At 74.5% G+C, this 12,929-nt stretch carries 14 protein-coding genes; 9 read left to right on the top strand and 5 right to left on the bottom strand.

All coding sequences use genetic code 11. The features are described from left to right. Positions 1-21 precede the first annotated feature (21 nt). Positions 22-561, bottom strand: a complete 540-nt coding sequence (locus tag JIG38_RS01470; RefSeq protein ID WP_199421705.1) for a DinB family protein — start codon at positions 559-561, stop codon at positions 22-24. Then, on the bottom strand, positions 558-1,046 hold the full coding sequence (locus tag JIG38_RS01465) for an OsmC family protein (protein WP_199421704.1): 489 nt from the start codon (positions 1,044-1,046) through the stop codon (positions 558-560). The genes JIG38_RS01470 and JIG38_RS01465 overlap by 4 nt, the downstream gene beginning before the upstream one ends. A gap of 96 nt (positions 1,047-1,142) precedes the next feature. On the opposite strand from JIG38_RS01465, the gene uvrC reads away from it, so the two are divergent. From uvrC to JIG38_RS01420, 9 genes are all read left to right on the top strand, one after another. Next, positions 1,143-3,251 (top strand): excinuclease ABC subunit UvrC, encoded by a 2,109-nt coding sequence (uvrC, locus tag JIG38_RS01460; protein ID WP_199421703.1) that lies wholly within the window; start codon positions 1,143-1,145, stop codon positions 3,249-3,251. Beyond that, on the top strand, positions 3,248-4,186 hold the full coding sequence (gene rapZ / locus JIG38_RS01455) for an RNase adapter RapZ (protein ID WP_199421702.1): 939 nt from the start codon (positions 3,248-3,250) through the stop codon (positions 4,184-4,186). Before uvrC ends, rapZ begins: the two co-directional genes overlap by 4 nt. A 95-nt stretch (positions 4,187-4,281) precedes the next feature. Beyond that, positions 4,282-5,259 carry a gluconeogenesis factor YvcK family protein gene (locus JIG38_RS01450; protein ID WP_199421701.1) on the top strand — a complete coding sequence of 326 codons (978 nt, stop codon included), beginning with the start codon at positions 4,282-4,284 and terminating at the stop codon, positions 5,257-5,259. Between the two features lie 17 nt (positions 5,260-5,276). Continuing rightward, the gene (whiA, locus tag JIG38_RS01445; RefSeq protein ID WP_199421700.1) at positions 5,277-6,257 is read left to right on the top strand and encodes a DNA-binding protein WhiA; all 981 of its coding nucleotides are present in this window, start codon (positions 5,277-5,279) and stop codon (positions 6,255-6,257) included. 212 nt (positions 6,258-6,469) lie between these two features. Further along, positions 6,470-7,477 carry a type I glyceraldehyde-3-phosphate dehydrogenase gene (gene gap, locus JIG38_RS01440; RefSeq protein ID WP_199421699.1) on the top strand — a complete coding sequence of 336 codons (1,008 nt, stop codon included), beginning with the start codon at positions 6,470-6,472 and terminating at the stop codon, positions 7,475-7,477. Positions 7,478-7,656: 179 nt separating this feature from the next. Next, positions 7,657-8,862: a phosphoglycerate kinase gene (locus JIG38_RS01435; RefSeq protein ID WP_199421698.1), complete on the top strand. Its 1,206-nt coding sequence runs from the start codon at positions 7,657-7,659 to the stop codon at positions 8,860-8,862. Beyond that, positions 8,862-9,662 carry a triose-phosphate isomerase gene (gene tpiA, locus JIG38_RS01430; protein ID WP_233404135.1) on the top strand — a complete coding sequence of 267 codons (801 nt, stop codon included), beginning with the start codon at positions 8,862-8,864 and terminating at the stop codon, positions 9,660-9,662. Before JIG38_RS01435 ends, tpiA begins: the two co-directional genes overlap by 1 nt. Before the next feature lie 177 nt (positions 9,663-9,839). Continuing rightward, the gene (gene secG, locus JIG38_RS01425) at positions 9,840-10,085 is read left to right on the top strand and encodes a preprotein translocase subunit SecG (protein ID WP_199421697.1); all 246 of its coding nucleotides are present in this window, start codon (positions 9,840-9,842) and stop codon (positions 10,083-10,085) included. Positions 10,086-10,097: 12 nt separating this feature from the next. Then, positions 10,098-10,445 carry an RNA polymerase-binding protein RbpA gene (locus JIG38_RS01420; protein WP_199421696.1) on the top strand — a complete coding sequence of 116 codons (348 nt, stop codon included), beginning with the start codon at positions 10,098-10,100 and terminating at the stop codon, positions 10,443-10,445. Between the two features lie 28 nt (positions 10,446-10,473). On the opposite strand, the gene JIG38_RS01415 is transcribed toward JIG38_RS01420, so the two are convergent. The 3 genes from JIG38_RS01415 to opcA are packed head-to-tail and all read right to left on the bottom strand — an operon-like array spanning position 10,474 to position 12,871. Beyond that, positions 10,474-11,130, bottom strand: a complete 657-nt coding sequence (locus tag JIG38_RS01415) for an O-methyltransferase (RefSeq protein ID WP_199421695.1) — start codon at positions 11,128-11,130, stop codon at positions 10,474-10,476. A gap of 59 nt (positions 11,131-11,189) precedes the next feature. Further along, a complete protein-coding gene (gene pgl, locus JIG38_RS01410; protein ID WP_199421694.1) occupies positions 11,190-11,954 on the bottom strand; it encodes a 6-phosphogluconolactonase in 765 nt (254 codons plus the stop codon). After that, the gene (opcA, locus tag JIG38_RS01405) at positions 11,951-12,871 is read right to left on the bottom strand and encodes a glucose-6-phosphate dehydrogenase assembly protein OpcA (RefSeq protein ID WP_199421693.1); all 921 of its coding nucleotides are present in this window, start codon (positions 12,869-12,871) and stop codon (positions 11,951-11,953) included. The genes pgl and opcA overlap by 4 nt, the downstream gene beginning before the upstream one ends. Between the last annotated feature and the right edge of the window lie 58 nt (positions 12,872-12,929).

Raw genomic sequence — 12,929 nt, 5'->3', positions numbered from 1 at the left:
GCCGGTCGCGGGGCCCGGCGACTACTCGCCGGTCGCCCCGTCGACCTGCTCCCGCAGCAGGTCCGCGTGGCCGTTGTGGCGCGCGTACTCCTCGACCATGTGCACGAGCACCCAGCGGAGGTTCGGCCGGCGCCCGTCGCGCCACGGCGTCGCCGCGAGCCGGTCGAGGCCGCCGTCGGCGAGCGCCGCGTCGGCGAGGGCCCGCGAGCGCCCGACGGCGTCCGACCACAGGGCGCGCAGGGCGTCGGGGGAGTCGTCGGCCGCCGAGTGCCAGTCCCAGTCGCCGTCGGCGGCCCAGTCGACGGCGTCCCACGGCGGCGCCGGGGCGAGCCCGTGGAGCCGGACGCCGAACCAGAAGTCCTCGACGAACGCGAGGTGCTTGAGCATCCCGCCGAGCGTCATCGCCGACGGCCCGACGGTCGTGGCCAGACCGGCCGCGTCGAGCCCGGCGCACTTCCACGCGAGCGTCTCGCGGTGGAACTCGAGGAAGCCCAGCAGGGTGGCGGCCTCGTCGGCCGCCACCGGTGGCTCGGTCCGGCCCTGGTCGTCGACGACGCTCACGCGGGCAGCTCCACGACGACGGGCGTGGGCTCGGTGCGCACCGGGAAGTTGACCGAGCGCTTGATGAAGCAGTGCTCGCCCGCGCTCCGGTGGAGGGCGGCGAGCTCGTCGTCGCCGACCGGCCGGGTGTCGCGGACCGTCACGCGCGGCCGCAGCACGACGGACGTGAACTGGCCGTGGCCGGCCGCCTCGACCCGCATCGTGCCCACCGGCTCGTCGACGTACGCGGACACGACGACGCCGGACCGTGCGGCGAGGTGGAGGAACCAGAGCATGTGGCACTGCGCGAGCGCCGCGACCAGCAGCTCCTCGGGGCTCCAGCGCTCGGGATCGCCGCGGAAGCCGGGGTCCGACGAGCCGAGCAGCGGCGGCTTGCCGGGCACCACGATCTCGTGGTCGCGGCCGTAGGCGGTGTAGCTCGTGGTGCCGGTGGTGCCGGCGCCGGTCCACCGGACGGTCGCCTCGTACGTGTGCATGATGCCCATGCCTCAACCTAGCGAGCGCCGGCCCCGACGCGGGGCGTCCGGGCGGCCCTGCGGCCGGTGTCGGGGCTGTCGGCGGGCTGGCTTAGGCTCGATCCCATGGCAGACCCGGCGACGTACCGTCCCCGGCCCGGCGAGATCCCGGACTCCCCGGGCGTCTACCGCTTCCGCGACGACCACGGCCGCGTCGTGTACGTCGGCAAGGCGAAGAGCCTGCGCTCCCGCCTCAACAGCTACTTCCAGGACCTGTCGGCGCTCCACCCGCGCACCCAGCAGATGGTGACGACGGCGGCGTCGGTGGAGTGGACGGTCGTCGGCACCGAGGTCGAGGCGCTCGCGCTCGAGTACTCCTGGATCAAGGAGTTCGACCCCCGGTTCAACGTCAAGTACCGCGACGACAAGTCCTACCCGTACCTCGCCGTCACGCTCGCGGACGAGTACCCGCGCGTCCAGGTGATGCGCGGCGCCAAGCGCCCGGGCACCCGGTACTTCGGTCCCTACGGCCACGCGTGGGCGATCCGCGAGACCGTCGACCTGCTGCTGCGGGTCTTCCCGGTCCGCACGTGCAGCGCGGGCGTCTTCAAGCGCGCCGCGCAGTCGGGCCGGCCGTGCCTGCTCGGGTACATCGACAAGTGCTCGGCGCCGTGCGTGGGTCGCGTCACGGCGCAGGAGCACCGCTCGCTCGCCGAGGACTTCTGCGACTTCATGGCGGGGGACACCCAGCGCTTCGTCCGTCGGCTCGAGAAGCGCATGCAGGCCGCGTCGGCCGAGCTCGACTTCGAGCAGGCCGCGCGGCTGCGCGACGACATCGGCGCCCTCCAGCGCGCGACGGAGAAGAACGCCGTCGTGCTCGCGGACGGGACCGACGCCGACGTCTTCGCCCTCGTGGGCGACGACCTCGAGGCGGCCGTGCAGGTGTTCCACGTGCGCGGGGGCCGGATCCGCGGCCAGCGCGGCTGGGTCGTCGAGAAGGTCGAGGACGCCACCGACGCGGAGCTCGTCGAGCACCTCCTGCAGCAGGTCTACGGCGACGGCGACGCCCCGCAGGTGCCGCCGAGCCCCGGCGCGACGGCGGCACGGCCCGAGCGCGCCGTCGCGGGCACGAGCGCGGTCCCGCGGGAGGTGCTCGTGCCGGTGCTGCCGCCCGACGTGGCCCAGGTCGCCGACTGGCTCTCGGGGCTGCGGGGGGCGCGCGTCGACGTGCGCGTGCCGCAGCGCGGCGACAAGCGCGCGCTGGCCGACACCGTGCGGCGCAACGCCGAGCAGGCGCTCGTCCTGCACCGCACCAAGCGCGCGTCGGACCTCACGACGCGCAGCCAGGCGCTGCGCGAGATCCAGGAGGCCCTCGGGCTCGACAGCGCGCCGCTGCGGATCGAGTGCTACGACATCTCGACGACCCAGGGCACCCACCAGGTCGGCTCGATGGTCGTCTTCGAGGACGGCCTCGCGCGCAAGTCCGAGTACCGCCAGTTCGTCGTCCGGGGCGAGGACGGCCAGGGCGCGCGCGACGACACGGCCGCGATGCACGAGGTGATCACGCGGCGCTTCCGTCGCTACCTCGACGACCAGGCCCGCTCGGGCGCGCCCGACCTCGGCGCCGGGGAGGACGCGACGGCCGAGGGCCACCCGGACGTCGGCGAGGATGCGCCCGCCGCGCCCACGGGCTCTTCGGCGAGGGCGCGGTCCGGTCGGCGGCGCTCGGGCGAGGTCCCGGCGGAGGTCGAGGGCCAGCGCGGCCGGTTCGCCTACCCGCCCAACCTCGTGGTGGTCGACGGCGGCCCGCCCCAGGTCGCGGCGGCCGCGCGGGCGCTCGCGGAGCTCGGCGTCGACGACGTCGCCCTGTGCGGGCTCGCGAAGCGGCTCGAGGAGGTCTGGCTGCCCGGCGAGGACTACCCGGTGATCCTCCAGCGCAGCTCGGAGGGCCTGTACCTGCTCCAGCGCGTGCGCGACGAGGCACACCGCTTCGCGATCCGGCACCACCGCGCGCGCCGCAGCAAGGGCATGACGGTCTCGGCGCTCGACGCCGTGCCGGGGCTCGGCCCGAGCCGGACGGCAGCGCTGCTCCAGCACTTCGGCTCCGTGGCGCGGCTCAAGGCGGCGTCGGTCGAGGAGGTGGCGCAGGTCAAGGGCATGGGGCCGCGCACGGCGCAGGCGGTCCTCACGGCGCTCGGGAGCGAACCCGGCCGGGCTGGCATGCTGGAACCATGACCGGAGAGCCGCCCCCCACGACCGTGCCCACCGGGATCCCCGCTCTCGAGGCCGCGACACCCGCACCGCGGACCGAGCTGCCCGAGCTCCTCCTCATCACCGGGATGTCGGGCGCCGGGCGGACGCGGGCCGGTGCGGTCCTCGAGGACCTGGGCTGGTACGTCGTCGACAACCTGCCCGCCCAGCTCCTGCCGCAGCTCGCCGGCATGATGACCCACGGCCCGGGCGGCGTGCAGCGGCTCGCCGCGATCGTCGACGTGCGGGGCCGCGAGTTCTTCGCCGACCTCAACGCGGTCGTCGACACGCTCCGCACCGCGGGCATCACGTTCCGCACCCTGTTCCTCGACGCCTCGGACCAGGTGCTGGTGCAGCGTTTCGAGGCCGTGCGCCGGCCCCACCCGCTGCAGGGCGACGGGCGCATCCTCGACGGGATCGCGCGCGAGCGCCGCGTCCTCGCGTCGATCCGCGAGCGCGCCGACGTGGCGATCGACACGACCGAGCTCAACGTCCACGAGCTCGCGCGCGCCGTCCGGCTCGCCGTCACCGGCGGGGACGAGGACCGCCTGCGGATCAACGTGCTGTCCTTCGGCTTCAAGTACGGCATCCCGCTCGACGCGGACCACGTGGTCGACGTGCGGTTCCTGGCCAACCCCTACTGGGTGACCGAGCTGCGCCACCTCACCGGCCGCGACGAGCCCGTGCGCGACTACGTGCTCGGGCTCGAGGGCGCGCAGACGTTCGTCGAGCGCTACGCGGACATGCTCGAGCCGGTGCTCGCCGGGTACGTCCACGAGGACAAGCGCTACGCGACGCTCGCGGTGGGCTGCACGGGCGGCAAGCACCGCTCGGTCGCGCTGTCCGAGCGCCTCGCCGAGCTGCTGCGCGACAGGGGGCACCGCGTCGTCGTCTCGCACCGCGACCTGGGGCGCGAGTGACGGCGGCGTCGGGCAGGGCGGGCACTGCCGGCCCTGGCGCGCCGTCGGGGCGCCAGGCACGCCCCGGCCCGCCCGAGGACCCCGCGACCCGGCCGATGATCCCGCTGCACGCGGGCGGCGTCGGGCCGGCCGTGGTCGCGCTCGGGGGCGGCCACGGCCTCTACGCGAGCCTGTCGGCGCTGCGGCTCATGTCCGACCGCCTCACGGCCGTCGTGACCGTCGCGGACGACGGCGGCTCGTCCGGGCGCCTGCGCCAGGAGATGGACGTGCTGCCCCCAGGGGACCTGCGGATGGCCCTGTCGGCGCTGTGCGACGACTCGGACTGGGGCCGGACGTGGCGCGACGTCCTCCAGCACCGCTTCTCGTCCGACGGCGCGCTCGACCAGCACGCCGTCGGCAACCTCCTCATCGTCGCCCTGTGGGAGCTGCTCGGGGACACCGTGGGCGGGCTCGACTGGGTGGGCCGGCTCCTGGGCGCGCGCGGCCGCGTCCTGCCGATGGCCTCGGTGCCCCTCGCGATCGAGGCGGACATCGAGGCGCCGGACGGCCACCTGCACGTGGTCCGCGGGCAGAGCCGGGTCGCCGTCGCCGAGGGTCGGGTCCGCCACGTGCGCCTGCTGCCGGGGGACCCGCCGGCGTGCGCGGAGGCCGTCGAGGCCGTGGACGCGGCCGACTGGGTGGTCCTCGGGCCCGGCTCGTGGTTCACCTCGGTCATGCCGCACCTGCTCGTGCCCGAGCTCGCGGCAGCCCTGCACCGCACCGCCGCGCGCCGGTGCGTGACGCTCAACCTCCGTCCGGCCGGCGACGAGTCGGGCATGACGTGCTACGAGCACCTCTGCGCGCTCCAGGACCACGCCCCCGACCTGCGGATCGACGTCGTCGTGGCCGACCCGGCCGCGATCGAGGACATCGGCCAGGTCCAGGACAAGGCGCGGGAGCTGGGTGCCCAGGTGCTCCTGCGGCAGGTCCAGGTGGGCGACGGCAGCCCGCGGCACGACGCGCTCCGGCTCGCGGCCGCGTACCGGGACGCCTTCGAGGGCGTGCTGGGTGACGTCGGGAGGGTGGGCGCGTGAATGGCAGGATGACGCCCATGGCGCTGACGGCACAGGTGAAGGACGAGCTCGCCCGGTTGACCGTCGACAAGACGTCGTGCCGCAAGGCGGAGGTCTCGGCGACCCTGCGGTTCGCGGGCGGCCTGCACATCATCTCGGGCCGGATCGTCATCGAGGCCGAGCTCGACACCGGCGTCGCCGCGCGGCGCCTGCGGCAGTTCATCTCGGAGGTCTACGGCCACACGAGCGACGTCGTCGTCGTGAGCGGGGGCGGCCTGCGGCGGGGGACCCGGTACGTGGTCCGGGTGGTCAAGGACGGCGAGTCGCTCGCGCGGCAGACGGGGCTCCTGGACGGGCGCGGGCGGCCCGTGCGCGGCCTGCCGCCCCAGGTCGTGTCGGCCGGGCTCGCGGAGGCCGAGGCCGCCTGGCGCGGCGCCTTCCTCGCACACGGCTCGCTCACCGAGCCCGGGCGGTCGGCGGCGCTCGAGGTGACGTGCCCCGGCCCGGAGGCCGCGCTCGCGCTCGTGGGCGCCGCGCGGCGCCTCGGCATCGCCGCCAAGGCGCGCGAGGTGCGCGGTGTCGACCGCGTGGTCATCCGCGACGGCGACGCGATCGGCGCGATGCTCACCCGGCTGGGCGCGCACGACGCCGTCCTCGTCTGGGAGGAGCGCCGGATGCGGCGCGAGGTGCGCGGCACGGCGAACCGCCTCGCCAACTTCGACGACGCCAACCTGCGCCGCTCGGCGCGGGCGGCGGTCGCGGCCGGGGCGCGCGTCGAGCGCGCCTTCGAGATCCTCGGCGAGGACCTGCCCGAGCACCTGCGCGAGGCCGGCGAGCTGCGGCTCGCCCACAAGCAGGCGTCGCTCGAGGAGCTCGGCCAGCTCGCCGACCCGCCGCTGACCAAGGACGCGGTCGCGGGGCGCATCCGACGCCTGCTCGCGACGGCGGACAAGAAGGCGGCCGACCTGGGGATCCCCGACACGGAGGCCGGCCTCACGGCCGACATGCTCGACGTCTGACGTGCAGGCCCGTCGCGGGCCGGGTCTACCGCCCGGCGCCGCGGCGTCCGGAGGACCGACGTCCCGACGCGACGCATGTGTCCGCCGTGTAACCTGAGTCTCATCTGGGGATCGAGCGTCAGTCACGATCCGGCCAGGCGCGTACAGCGCCGTACGCATCCGATAGTGACCCATCGCGTGTCGGCGGAACCGGCGCGCCCCGAGGAGGCATTGTGACCATCCGCGTCGGAATCAACGGCTTCGGCCGCATCGGACGTAACTTCTTCCGCGCCGTGCTCGAGTCGGGCGCCGACATCGAGATCGTCGGCGTCAACGACCTCACCGACAACAAGTCGCTGGCGCACCTGCTCAAGTACGACTCGATCCTCGGCCGTCTTCCCCAGGACGTGACCTACGACGAGACCTCGATCACGGTCGGTGGCAAGTCCTTCAAGGCCCTCGCCGAGCGCGACCCGTCCGCCCTCCCGTGGGGCGAGCTGGGCGCCGACATCGTCATCGAGTCGACCGGCATCTTCACCGACGCGACCAAGGCCAAGGCGCACATCGACGCCGGCGCCAAGAAGGTCATCATCTCCGCGCCCGCGAAGAACGAGGACGCCACGTTCGTCGTCGGTGTCAACCACACCGAGTACGACGCCGCGAACCACCACATCATCTCCAACGCGTCGTGCACCACGAACTGCCTCGCGCCGCTCGCCAAGGTCCTCGACGAGAGCTTCGGCATCGTCCGCGGCCTCATGACGACGATCCACGCGTACACGCAGGACCAGAACCTCCAGGACGGCCCGCACAAGGACCTGCGTCGCGCGCGCGCCGCGGCCCTCAACATGGTGCCGACGTCCACGGGTGCGGCCAAGGCCGTGTCGCTCGTCCTCCCGCAGCTCAAGGGCAAGCTCGACGGCTACGCCATGCGCGTGCCCACGCCCACGGGCTCGGCGACGGACCTCACGTTCACGGCCGGCCGCGAGGTCACCGTCGAGGAGGTCAACGCCGCGATCAAGGCCGCGTCGGAGAGCCCCGAGCTCAAGGGCATCCTCACCTACACGGAGGACCCGATCGTCTCGACCGACATCGTCACGGACCCGGCCTCGAGCATCTTCGACGCCGGCCTCACGAAGGTCTCGGGCGACCTGGTCAAGGTCGTCTCCTGGTACGACAACGAGTGGGGCTACTCCAACTCGCTCGTCAAGCTGACGACGTACGTGGGCGAGCGTCTCTGACCTCGTCGCGCACGAGCGACTGATCGACCATGCGTCCGCGTGCGCACCGCGGCCCTCGGGTCCCGGGCGCACGCGGACGCTGTCATGTCCGGGGTCGCGCCGCGCGCGTCGACCCCACCTGAACCGGCATGGGCCGGCACGAACCGGCCCGACCACTGCGTGAACCAGGAATGAGGACCATGAAGACCATCGAGGACCTCGGGGACCTGCGCGGCAAGCGCGTCCTCGTCCGCTCGGACTTCAACGTGCCGCTCGACGGCACGACGATCACCGACGACGGCCGCGTGCGCGCGGCCCTGCCGACGCTCCGGGCCCTGCTCGCCGCGGGTGCCCGCGTCGTCGTGACGGCGCACCTCGGCCGCCCCAAGGGCGCGCCCGAGGCGAAGTACTCGCTCGCGCCCGTCGCGGCCCGCCTCGGCGAGCTGCTCGGCCAGCCGGTCGCCCTCGCGGAGGACACCGTCGGCGAGTCGGCCAAGGCCACCGTCGCGGCGCTCGAGGACGGCCAGATCGCCCTCCTCGAGAACATCCGCTTCGACCCGCGCGAGACCTCCAAGGTCGACGCCGAGCGCGAGGAGCTCGCCCGCGAGCTCGCCTCGCTCGCCGACGCCTACGTCTCCGACGGCTTCGGCGTCGTGCACCGCAAGCAGGCGTCGGTGTACGACGTCGCCCGCGAGCTCCCGTCCGCCGTCGGCACGCTCGTGCTCAAGGAGGTCGCCTCGCTCCGCAAGGCGACCGAGGACCCGGCGCGTCCCTACGTCGTCGTGCTCGGCGGCTCGAAGGTCTCGGACAAGCTCGGCGTCATCGCGAACCTGCTGACCAAGGCGGACCGCCTGCTCATCGGCGGCGGCATGGTCTTCACGTTCCTCGCGGCCAAGGGCTACTCGGTGGGCAGCTCGCTGCTCGAGGAGGACCAGATCGACACGGTCAAGGGCTACCTGGCGGACGCCGAGCAGCGCGGCGTGGAGATCGTCCTGCCGACCGACATCGTCGTGGCGGACGCCTTCGCGGCGGACTCCCCGCACGACGTCGTCGCCGCGGACGCGATCCCCGACGGCCGGATCGGCCTCGACATCGGCCCCGCGTCGGCCGAGCTCTTCCGCAGCAAGATCCTCGATGCGAAGACGGTCGTCTGGAACGGCCCGGCCGGCGTGTTCGAGTTCGAGGCCTTCTCGGGCGGCACGCGTGCCGTCGCGCAGGCGCTCGTCGACGCGGGCGAGCAGGGTGCCTTCACCATCGTCGGCGGCGGTGACTCGGCCGCGGCCGTGCGCCTGCTCGGCTTCGACGAGGCCGGCTTCGGCCACATCTCGACCGGCGGCGGCGCGAGCCTCGAGTTCCTCGAGGGCAAGACGCTCCCCGGTATCGCCGTCCTGGAGGAGGAGGCCTGATGGCCACGCAGTCGCGGACCCCGCTCATGGCGGGCAACTGGAAGATGAACCTCGACCACCACCAGGCGACGCACCTCGTGCAGAAGCTGGCGTGGTCGCTCAAGGACGCCAAGCACGACTACGCGGCCGTCGAGGTCGCCGTGCTCGTGCCGTTCACCGACCTGCGGTCGGTGCAGACGCTCGTCGACGCCGACAAGTACGAGCTGAAGTACGGCGCGCAGGACGTCTCGGCGCACACCGAGGGCGCCTACACGGGCGAGATCTCGCCCGTGATGCTCGCCAAGCTCGGCGTCTCCTACGTGGCCGTCGGCCACTCCGAGCGCCGCCAGTTCCACGCCGAGGACGACGCGCTGTGCGCCGCCAAGGTCGCCTCGGCCTTCGGGCAGGGCATCGTCCCGATCCTCTGCGTCGGCGAGGGCCTCGACATCCGCAAGGCGGGCGACCAGGTCGCGTACACGCTCGCCCAGGTCGAGGGCGGCCTGGCAGGCCTGTCGGCCGAGCAGGCGAAGGACGTCGTCATCGCCTACGAGCCCGTGTGGGCCATCGGGACGGGCGAGGTCGCGACGCCGCAGGACGCGCAGGAGGTCTGCGGCGCGATCCGCGAGAAGCTCGGCGAGCTGTACTCGCCCGAGCTCGCCGCGGGCGTGCGGGTGCTCTACGGCGGCTCCGTGAAGTCCGGCAACATCGCCGCGATCATGGACCAGCCCGACGTCGACGGCGCGCTCGTCGGCGGCGCGAGCCTCGACCCCGAGGAGTTCGCCAAGATCGTGCGGTACCAGTCGCACCAGACGGGTCTGTGACCCGAGCGGCCCCGCCCGGACCCAGCCTGACGCCGGTCGGCGTCCCGCACGCGCGGGGCGCCGACCGGTCGGGCGACTCTCACCCGGCCCGGATGTCGTCCGTGCGGGTGCGCGTCGCCTATCCTTGACCGGGCGCCCGCCGGCGCCGCACTTCCGACGCGAGGGACGTACGAGCACGTGGACGCACTGCGCATCATCCTGCAGGTCATCCTGGTCCTGTCCTCCTTCCTCGTCGTCGTCCTCGTGCTGCTGCACAAGGGCAAGGGCGGCGGCCTGTCGGACATGTTCGGAGGCGGCGTCTCGAGCGGCGCCGGCAGCTCGGGTGTCGCCGAGCGCAACCTCAACCGGCTCACGATCGGCCTGGCCCTCCTGTGGACCCTGGTCGTCGTGCTGCTCGGCCTGATCCAGCGCGTCAGCGCCTGAAGGGGAAGTCAGATGGCGAGCGGTAGTGCGATCCGGGGGTCCCGCGTCGGAGCCGGCCCCATGGGCGAGGCCGAGCGCGGCGAGCAGGCCCCCCGCTTCTGGGTGTCCTACTGGTGCGCGAACGGGCACGAGACCAAGCCCAGCTTCTCCGAGGAGGGCGGCGCCGAGGCCCCCGAGACGTGGGACTGCCCGCGCTGCGGGTTCCCCGCCGGCCAGGACAAGGACAACCCGCCGTCGCCCACGCGCAACGAGCCGTACAAGACGCACCTCGCGTACGTGAAGGAGCGCCGCAGCGACGAGGACGGCGCGGCCATCCTCGACGAGGCCCTCGCGGCCCTGCGCGCGCGCCGCGGCGGCTGACCGCCGCACCCGCCCGGGCGCCGGGCGGTCAGGCCGTGCGGCGGACCAGCAGGAAGCCGTCGTGGCCCTTGCTGCCGACCGTCTGCAGCGCCGTGGCCTCGAGCCGCGGGTCCGCCGCGACGCGCTCCAGCACGGCGCGGGCGCCCGTCGCCCCGGCGTCGTACGGCGCCCGCACGATCGCGCCCGCGCGCACGACGTTGTCGACGACGATGACGGCGCCCGGCGCGGTGAGCGCGAGGGCGAGCTCGAGGTAGCGGACGTTGTTCGGCTTGTCGGCGTCCACGAACACGAGGTCGTACGGGGCCGTGCCGGCGTCGACCAGCGCCGCGCCGGTCTCGGCGGCCGGTCCCACGAGGACCTCGACGACGTCGGCCAGGCCGGCCCGCTCGAGGTTCGCGCGCGCCACGGCGGCGTGCGCGGGGTCGAGCTCGAGCGTCGTCACGTGGCGCTCGCCGGTGAGCCCGCGCGCGAGGCAGATCGTGCTGTAGCCGGCGAGGGTCCCGAACTCCAGCACGCGCTGGGCGCCGTGGATGCGCGCGAGGAGCGTGAGGAAGCGGCCCTGCGGCGCCGAGACCTGGATCGCCGGCAGGCCGGCCTCCTCGGCGGCGGCGTTGGCCGCCACGAGGTCGGGGTCGTCGGGGAACAGGGTCGCGAGGTGGTCGTCGACGTCCTGCCACTCGTGCACGGTGCCTCCTGCGTGGACGGGGTCGGCGGACGCGACCCGGTGGTGCGCCGCGTCGCCGCTCAGCCGGCGGCGGCGGCGTCGAGCAGCCAGAGCGTGCGGGTCCGGGCGACGGCACCCACGGCGGGCGTGCTGCTCACCTCGTCGCCCCCGAGCGCACGCGCGACCGCGTCCGCCTTCTCGGCGCCCGCGGCCACGACCCAGACCTCGTCGGCGGCCTCGAGCGCGGGGAACGTGAGGCTCACGCGCAGCGGCGGCGGCTTGGGGGAGCCGTGCACGCCCACGACCGTGCGGTCGACGACGTCGAGCGCCTCGTGGCCCGGGAAGAGCGACGCGACGTGGCCGTCGGGACCCATGCCCAGGAGGACGACGTCGAACGCGGGGACGGCCGGGCCCGCGTCGTCGACCGCGTCGGCGGCGGGAGCGGCGAACCGGGCGAGCTCGTCGGCGTAGGCCGCCGCCGCCTCCTCCGGGGTCGCGGCCGCGTCCGCGGCGGGGACGGGGTGCACGTTCGACGCGGGGACCGGGAGCGCGTCGAGCAGGGCCGCGCGGGCCTGCGTCTCGTTGCGGTCCGCGTCGCCCGCGGGCAGGAACCGCTCGTCGCCCCACCACAGGTGCACGCCGGTCCAGTCGACCGCGTGGCGCAGCGGTGACGCGGCGACCTCCGCGAGCGTCCGGATGCCCACCGTCCCGCCCGTGAGCGCGACGTGCAGCGGCCGGTGGGTGCTCTGGGCGTCGACGAGCCGCAGCAGGAGGCGCGCCGCCGTGGCCGTGGCGAGCGTCGCGGCGTCGGGGTGGACGACGACGACGCGGGCGGGCGCGGTCACGCGGCGCCCACGCGCTCGAGGCCGTCGACGAGGACCTCGCCGTAGACCTCGTCGGGGTCGAGGCGGCGCAGCTCCTCGGAGAGGCACTCGCGCAGGGAGCGCATCGGCATCGCCGTCGTCCGCTCGGGCTGGCCCGGCTGCTGGATGGTCGCGACGCGGCCGTCCGGGCGCGTGACGACGACCGGTCCGGACTCGCGCTCGAGCACGACGCGCGTGATGCCCTGGACGTCCTTCTCGCGCACGACGTCGACCGGGCAGCGCAGGGCGTGCGCGAGCCAGGCCGCGAGCAGGGGCACCGACGGGTGGGTCTCGTGGCCGCTGACGACGGCGTGCGTGACGGGCTCGTACGGCGGCTGGTCGAGCGCCGCAGCGAGGAGCCCGCGCCACGCCGTGAGCCGCGTCCACGCGAGGTCGGTGTCGCCGGCCCGGTGGCCCTCGCGCAGCCGCCGCAGCGTGCTGAGCGGGTCCGAGCAGGCGAGCGAGTCGGTGATCCGGCGCTGGGCCATCGCGCCGATCGGGTGCTCCGAGGGGTGCTCGGGCAGCTCGCTGGGCCACCAGGCGACGATGGGCGCGTCGGGCAGCAGGAGCGGCATCACCAGGGTGTCGCTGTGCGCGAGCATCTCGCCCGAGGCGCGCAGGAGGATGACCTCGCTCGCGCCCGCGTCGCCGCCGACACGGATCTCGGCGTCGAGGCGGGCCGTCGTCCGGCTCGCGTCGCGCGCGAGGACGATGACGCGGCACGGGTGCTCGCGGCTCGCGTCGTTCGCGGCCTCGATCGCCTGCTCGACGTCCTCGGCCTCGGCGTCGACGACGAGCGTGAGCACGCGGCCGAGGGCGACGGCGCCGCCCTCGTCCCGCAGCCGCACGAGCGTCCGCGTCACCGCGGTCGTCGTGGTGTCGGGGAGGTCGATGATCATCGGTGGTCCCTTCGGGTCGGTGCGGTCGGGCGTCGCCTGCCGGCGCTCGTGCCGTGCG

It is taken from the genome of Actinotalea solisilvae, from assembly GCF_016464425.1.
Taxonomy (GTDB): domain Bacteria; phylum Actinomycetota; class Actinomycetes; order Actinomycetales; family Cellulomonadaceae; genus Actinotalea; species Actinotalea solisilvae.
The sequence above is the reverse complement of the archived record's forward strand: the minus strand, read 5'-3'. Positions and strand labels throughout refer to the sequence as shown.

Excerpts from the sequence above, each read along its gene's own strand:
- JIG38_RS01465 (WP_199421704.1), bottom strand. The coding sequence starts at position 1,046 with ATGGGCATCATGCACACGTACGAGGCGACCGTCCGGTGGACCGGCGCC.
- uvrC (WP_199421703.1), top strand. The coding sequence starts at position 1,143 with ATGGCAGACCCGGCGACGTACCGTCCCCGGCCCGGCGAGATCCCGGAC.
- rapZ (WP_199421702.1), top strand. The coding sequence starts at position 3,248 with ATGACCGGAGAGCCGCCCCCCACGACCGTGCCCACCGGGATCCCCGCT.
- JIG38_RS01450 (WP_199421701.1), top strand. The coding sequence starts at position 4,282 with ATGATCCCGCTGCACGCGGGCGGCGTCGGGCCGGCCGTGGTCGCGCTC.
- whiA (WP_199421700.1), top strand. The coding sequence starts at position 5,277 with ATGGCGCTGACGGCACAGGTGAAGGACGAGCTCGCCCGGTTGACCGTC.
- JIG38_RS01435 (WP_199421698.1), top strand. The coding sequence starts at position 7,657 with ATGAAGACCATCGAGGACCTCGGGGACCTGCGCGGCAAGCGCGTCCTC.
- tpiA (WP_233404135.1), top strand. The coding sequence starts at position 8,862 with ATGGCCACGCAGTCGCGGACCCCGCTCATGGCGGGCAACTGGAAGATG.
- JIG38_RS01420 (WP_199421696.1), top strand. The coding sequence starts at position 10,098 with ATGGCGAGCGGTAGTGCGATCCGGGGGTCCCGCGTCGGAGCCGGCCCC.
- opcA (WP_199421693.1), bottom strand. The coding sequence starts at position 12,871 with ATGATCATCGACCTCCCCGACACCACGACGACCGCGGTGACGCGGACG.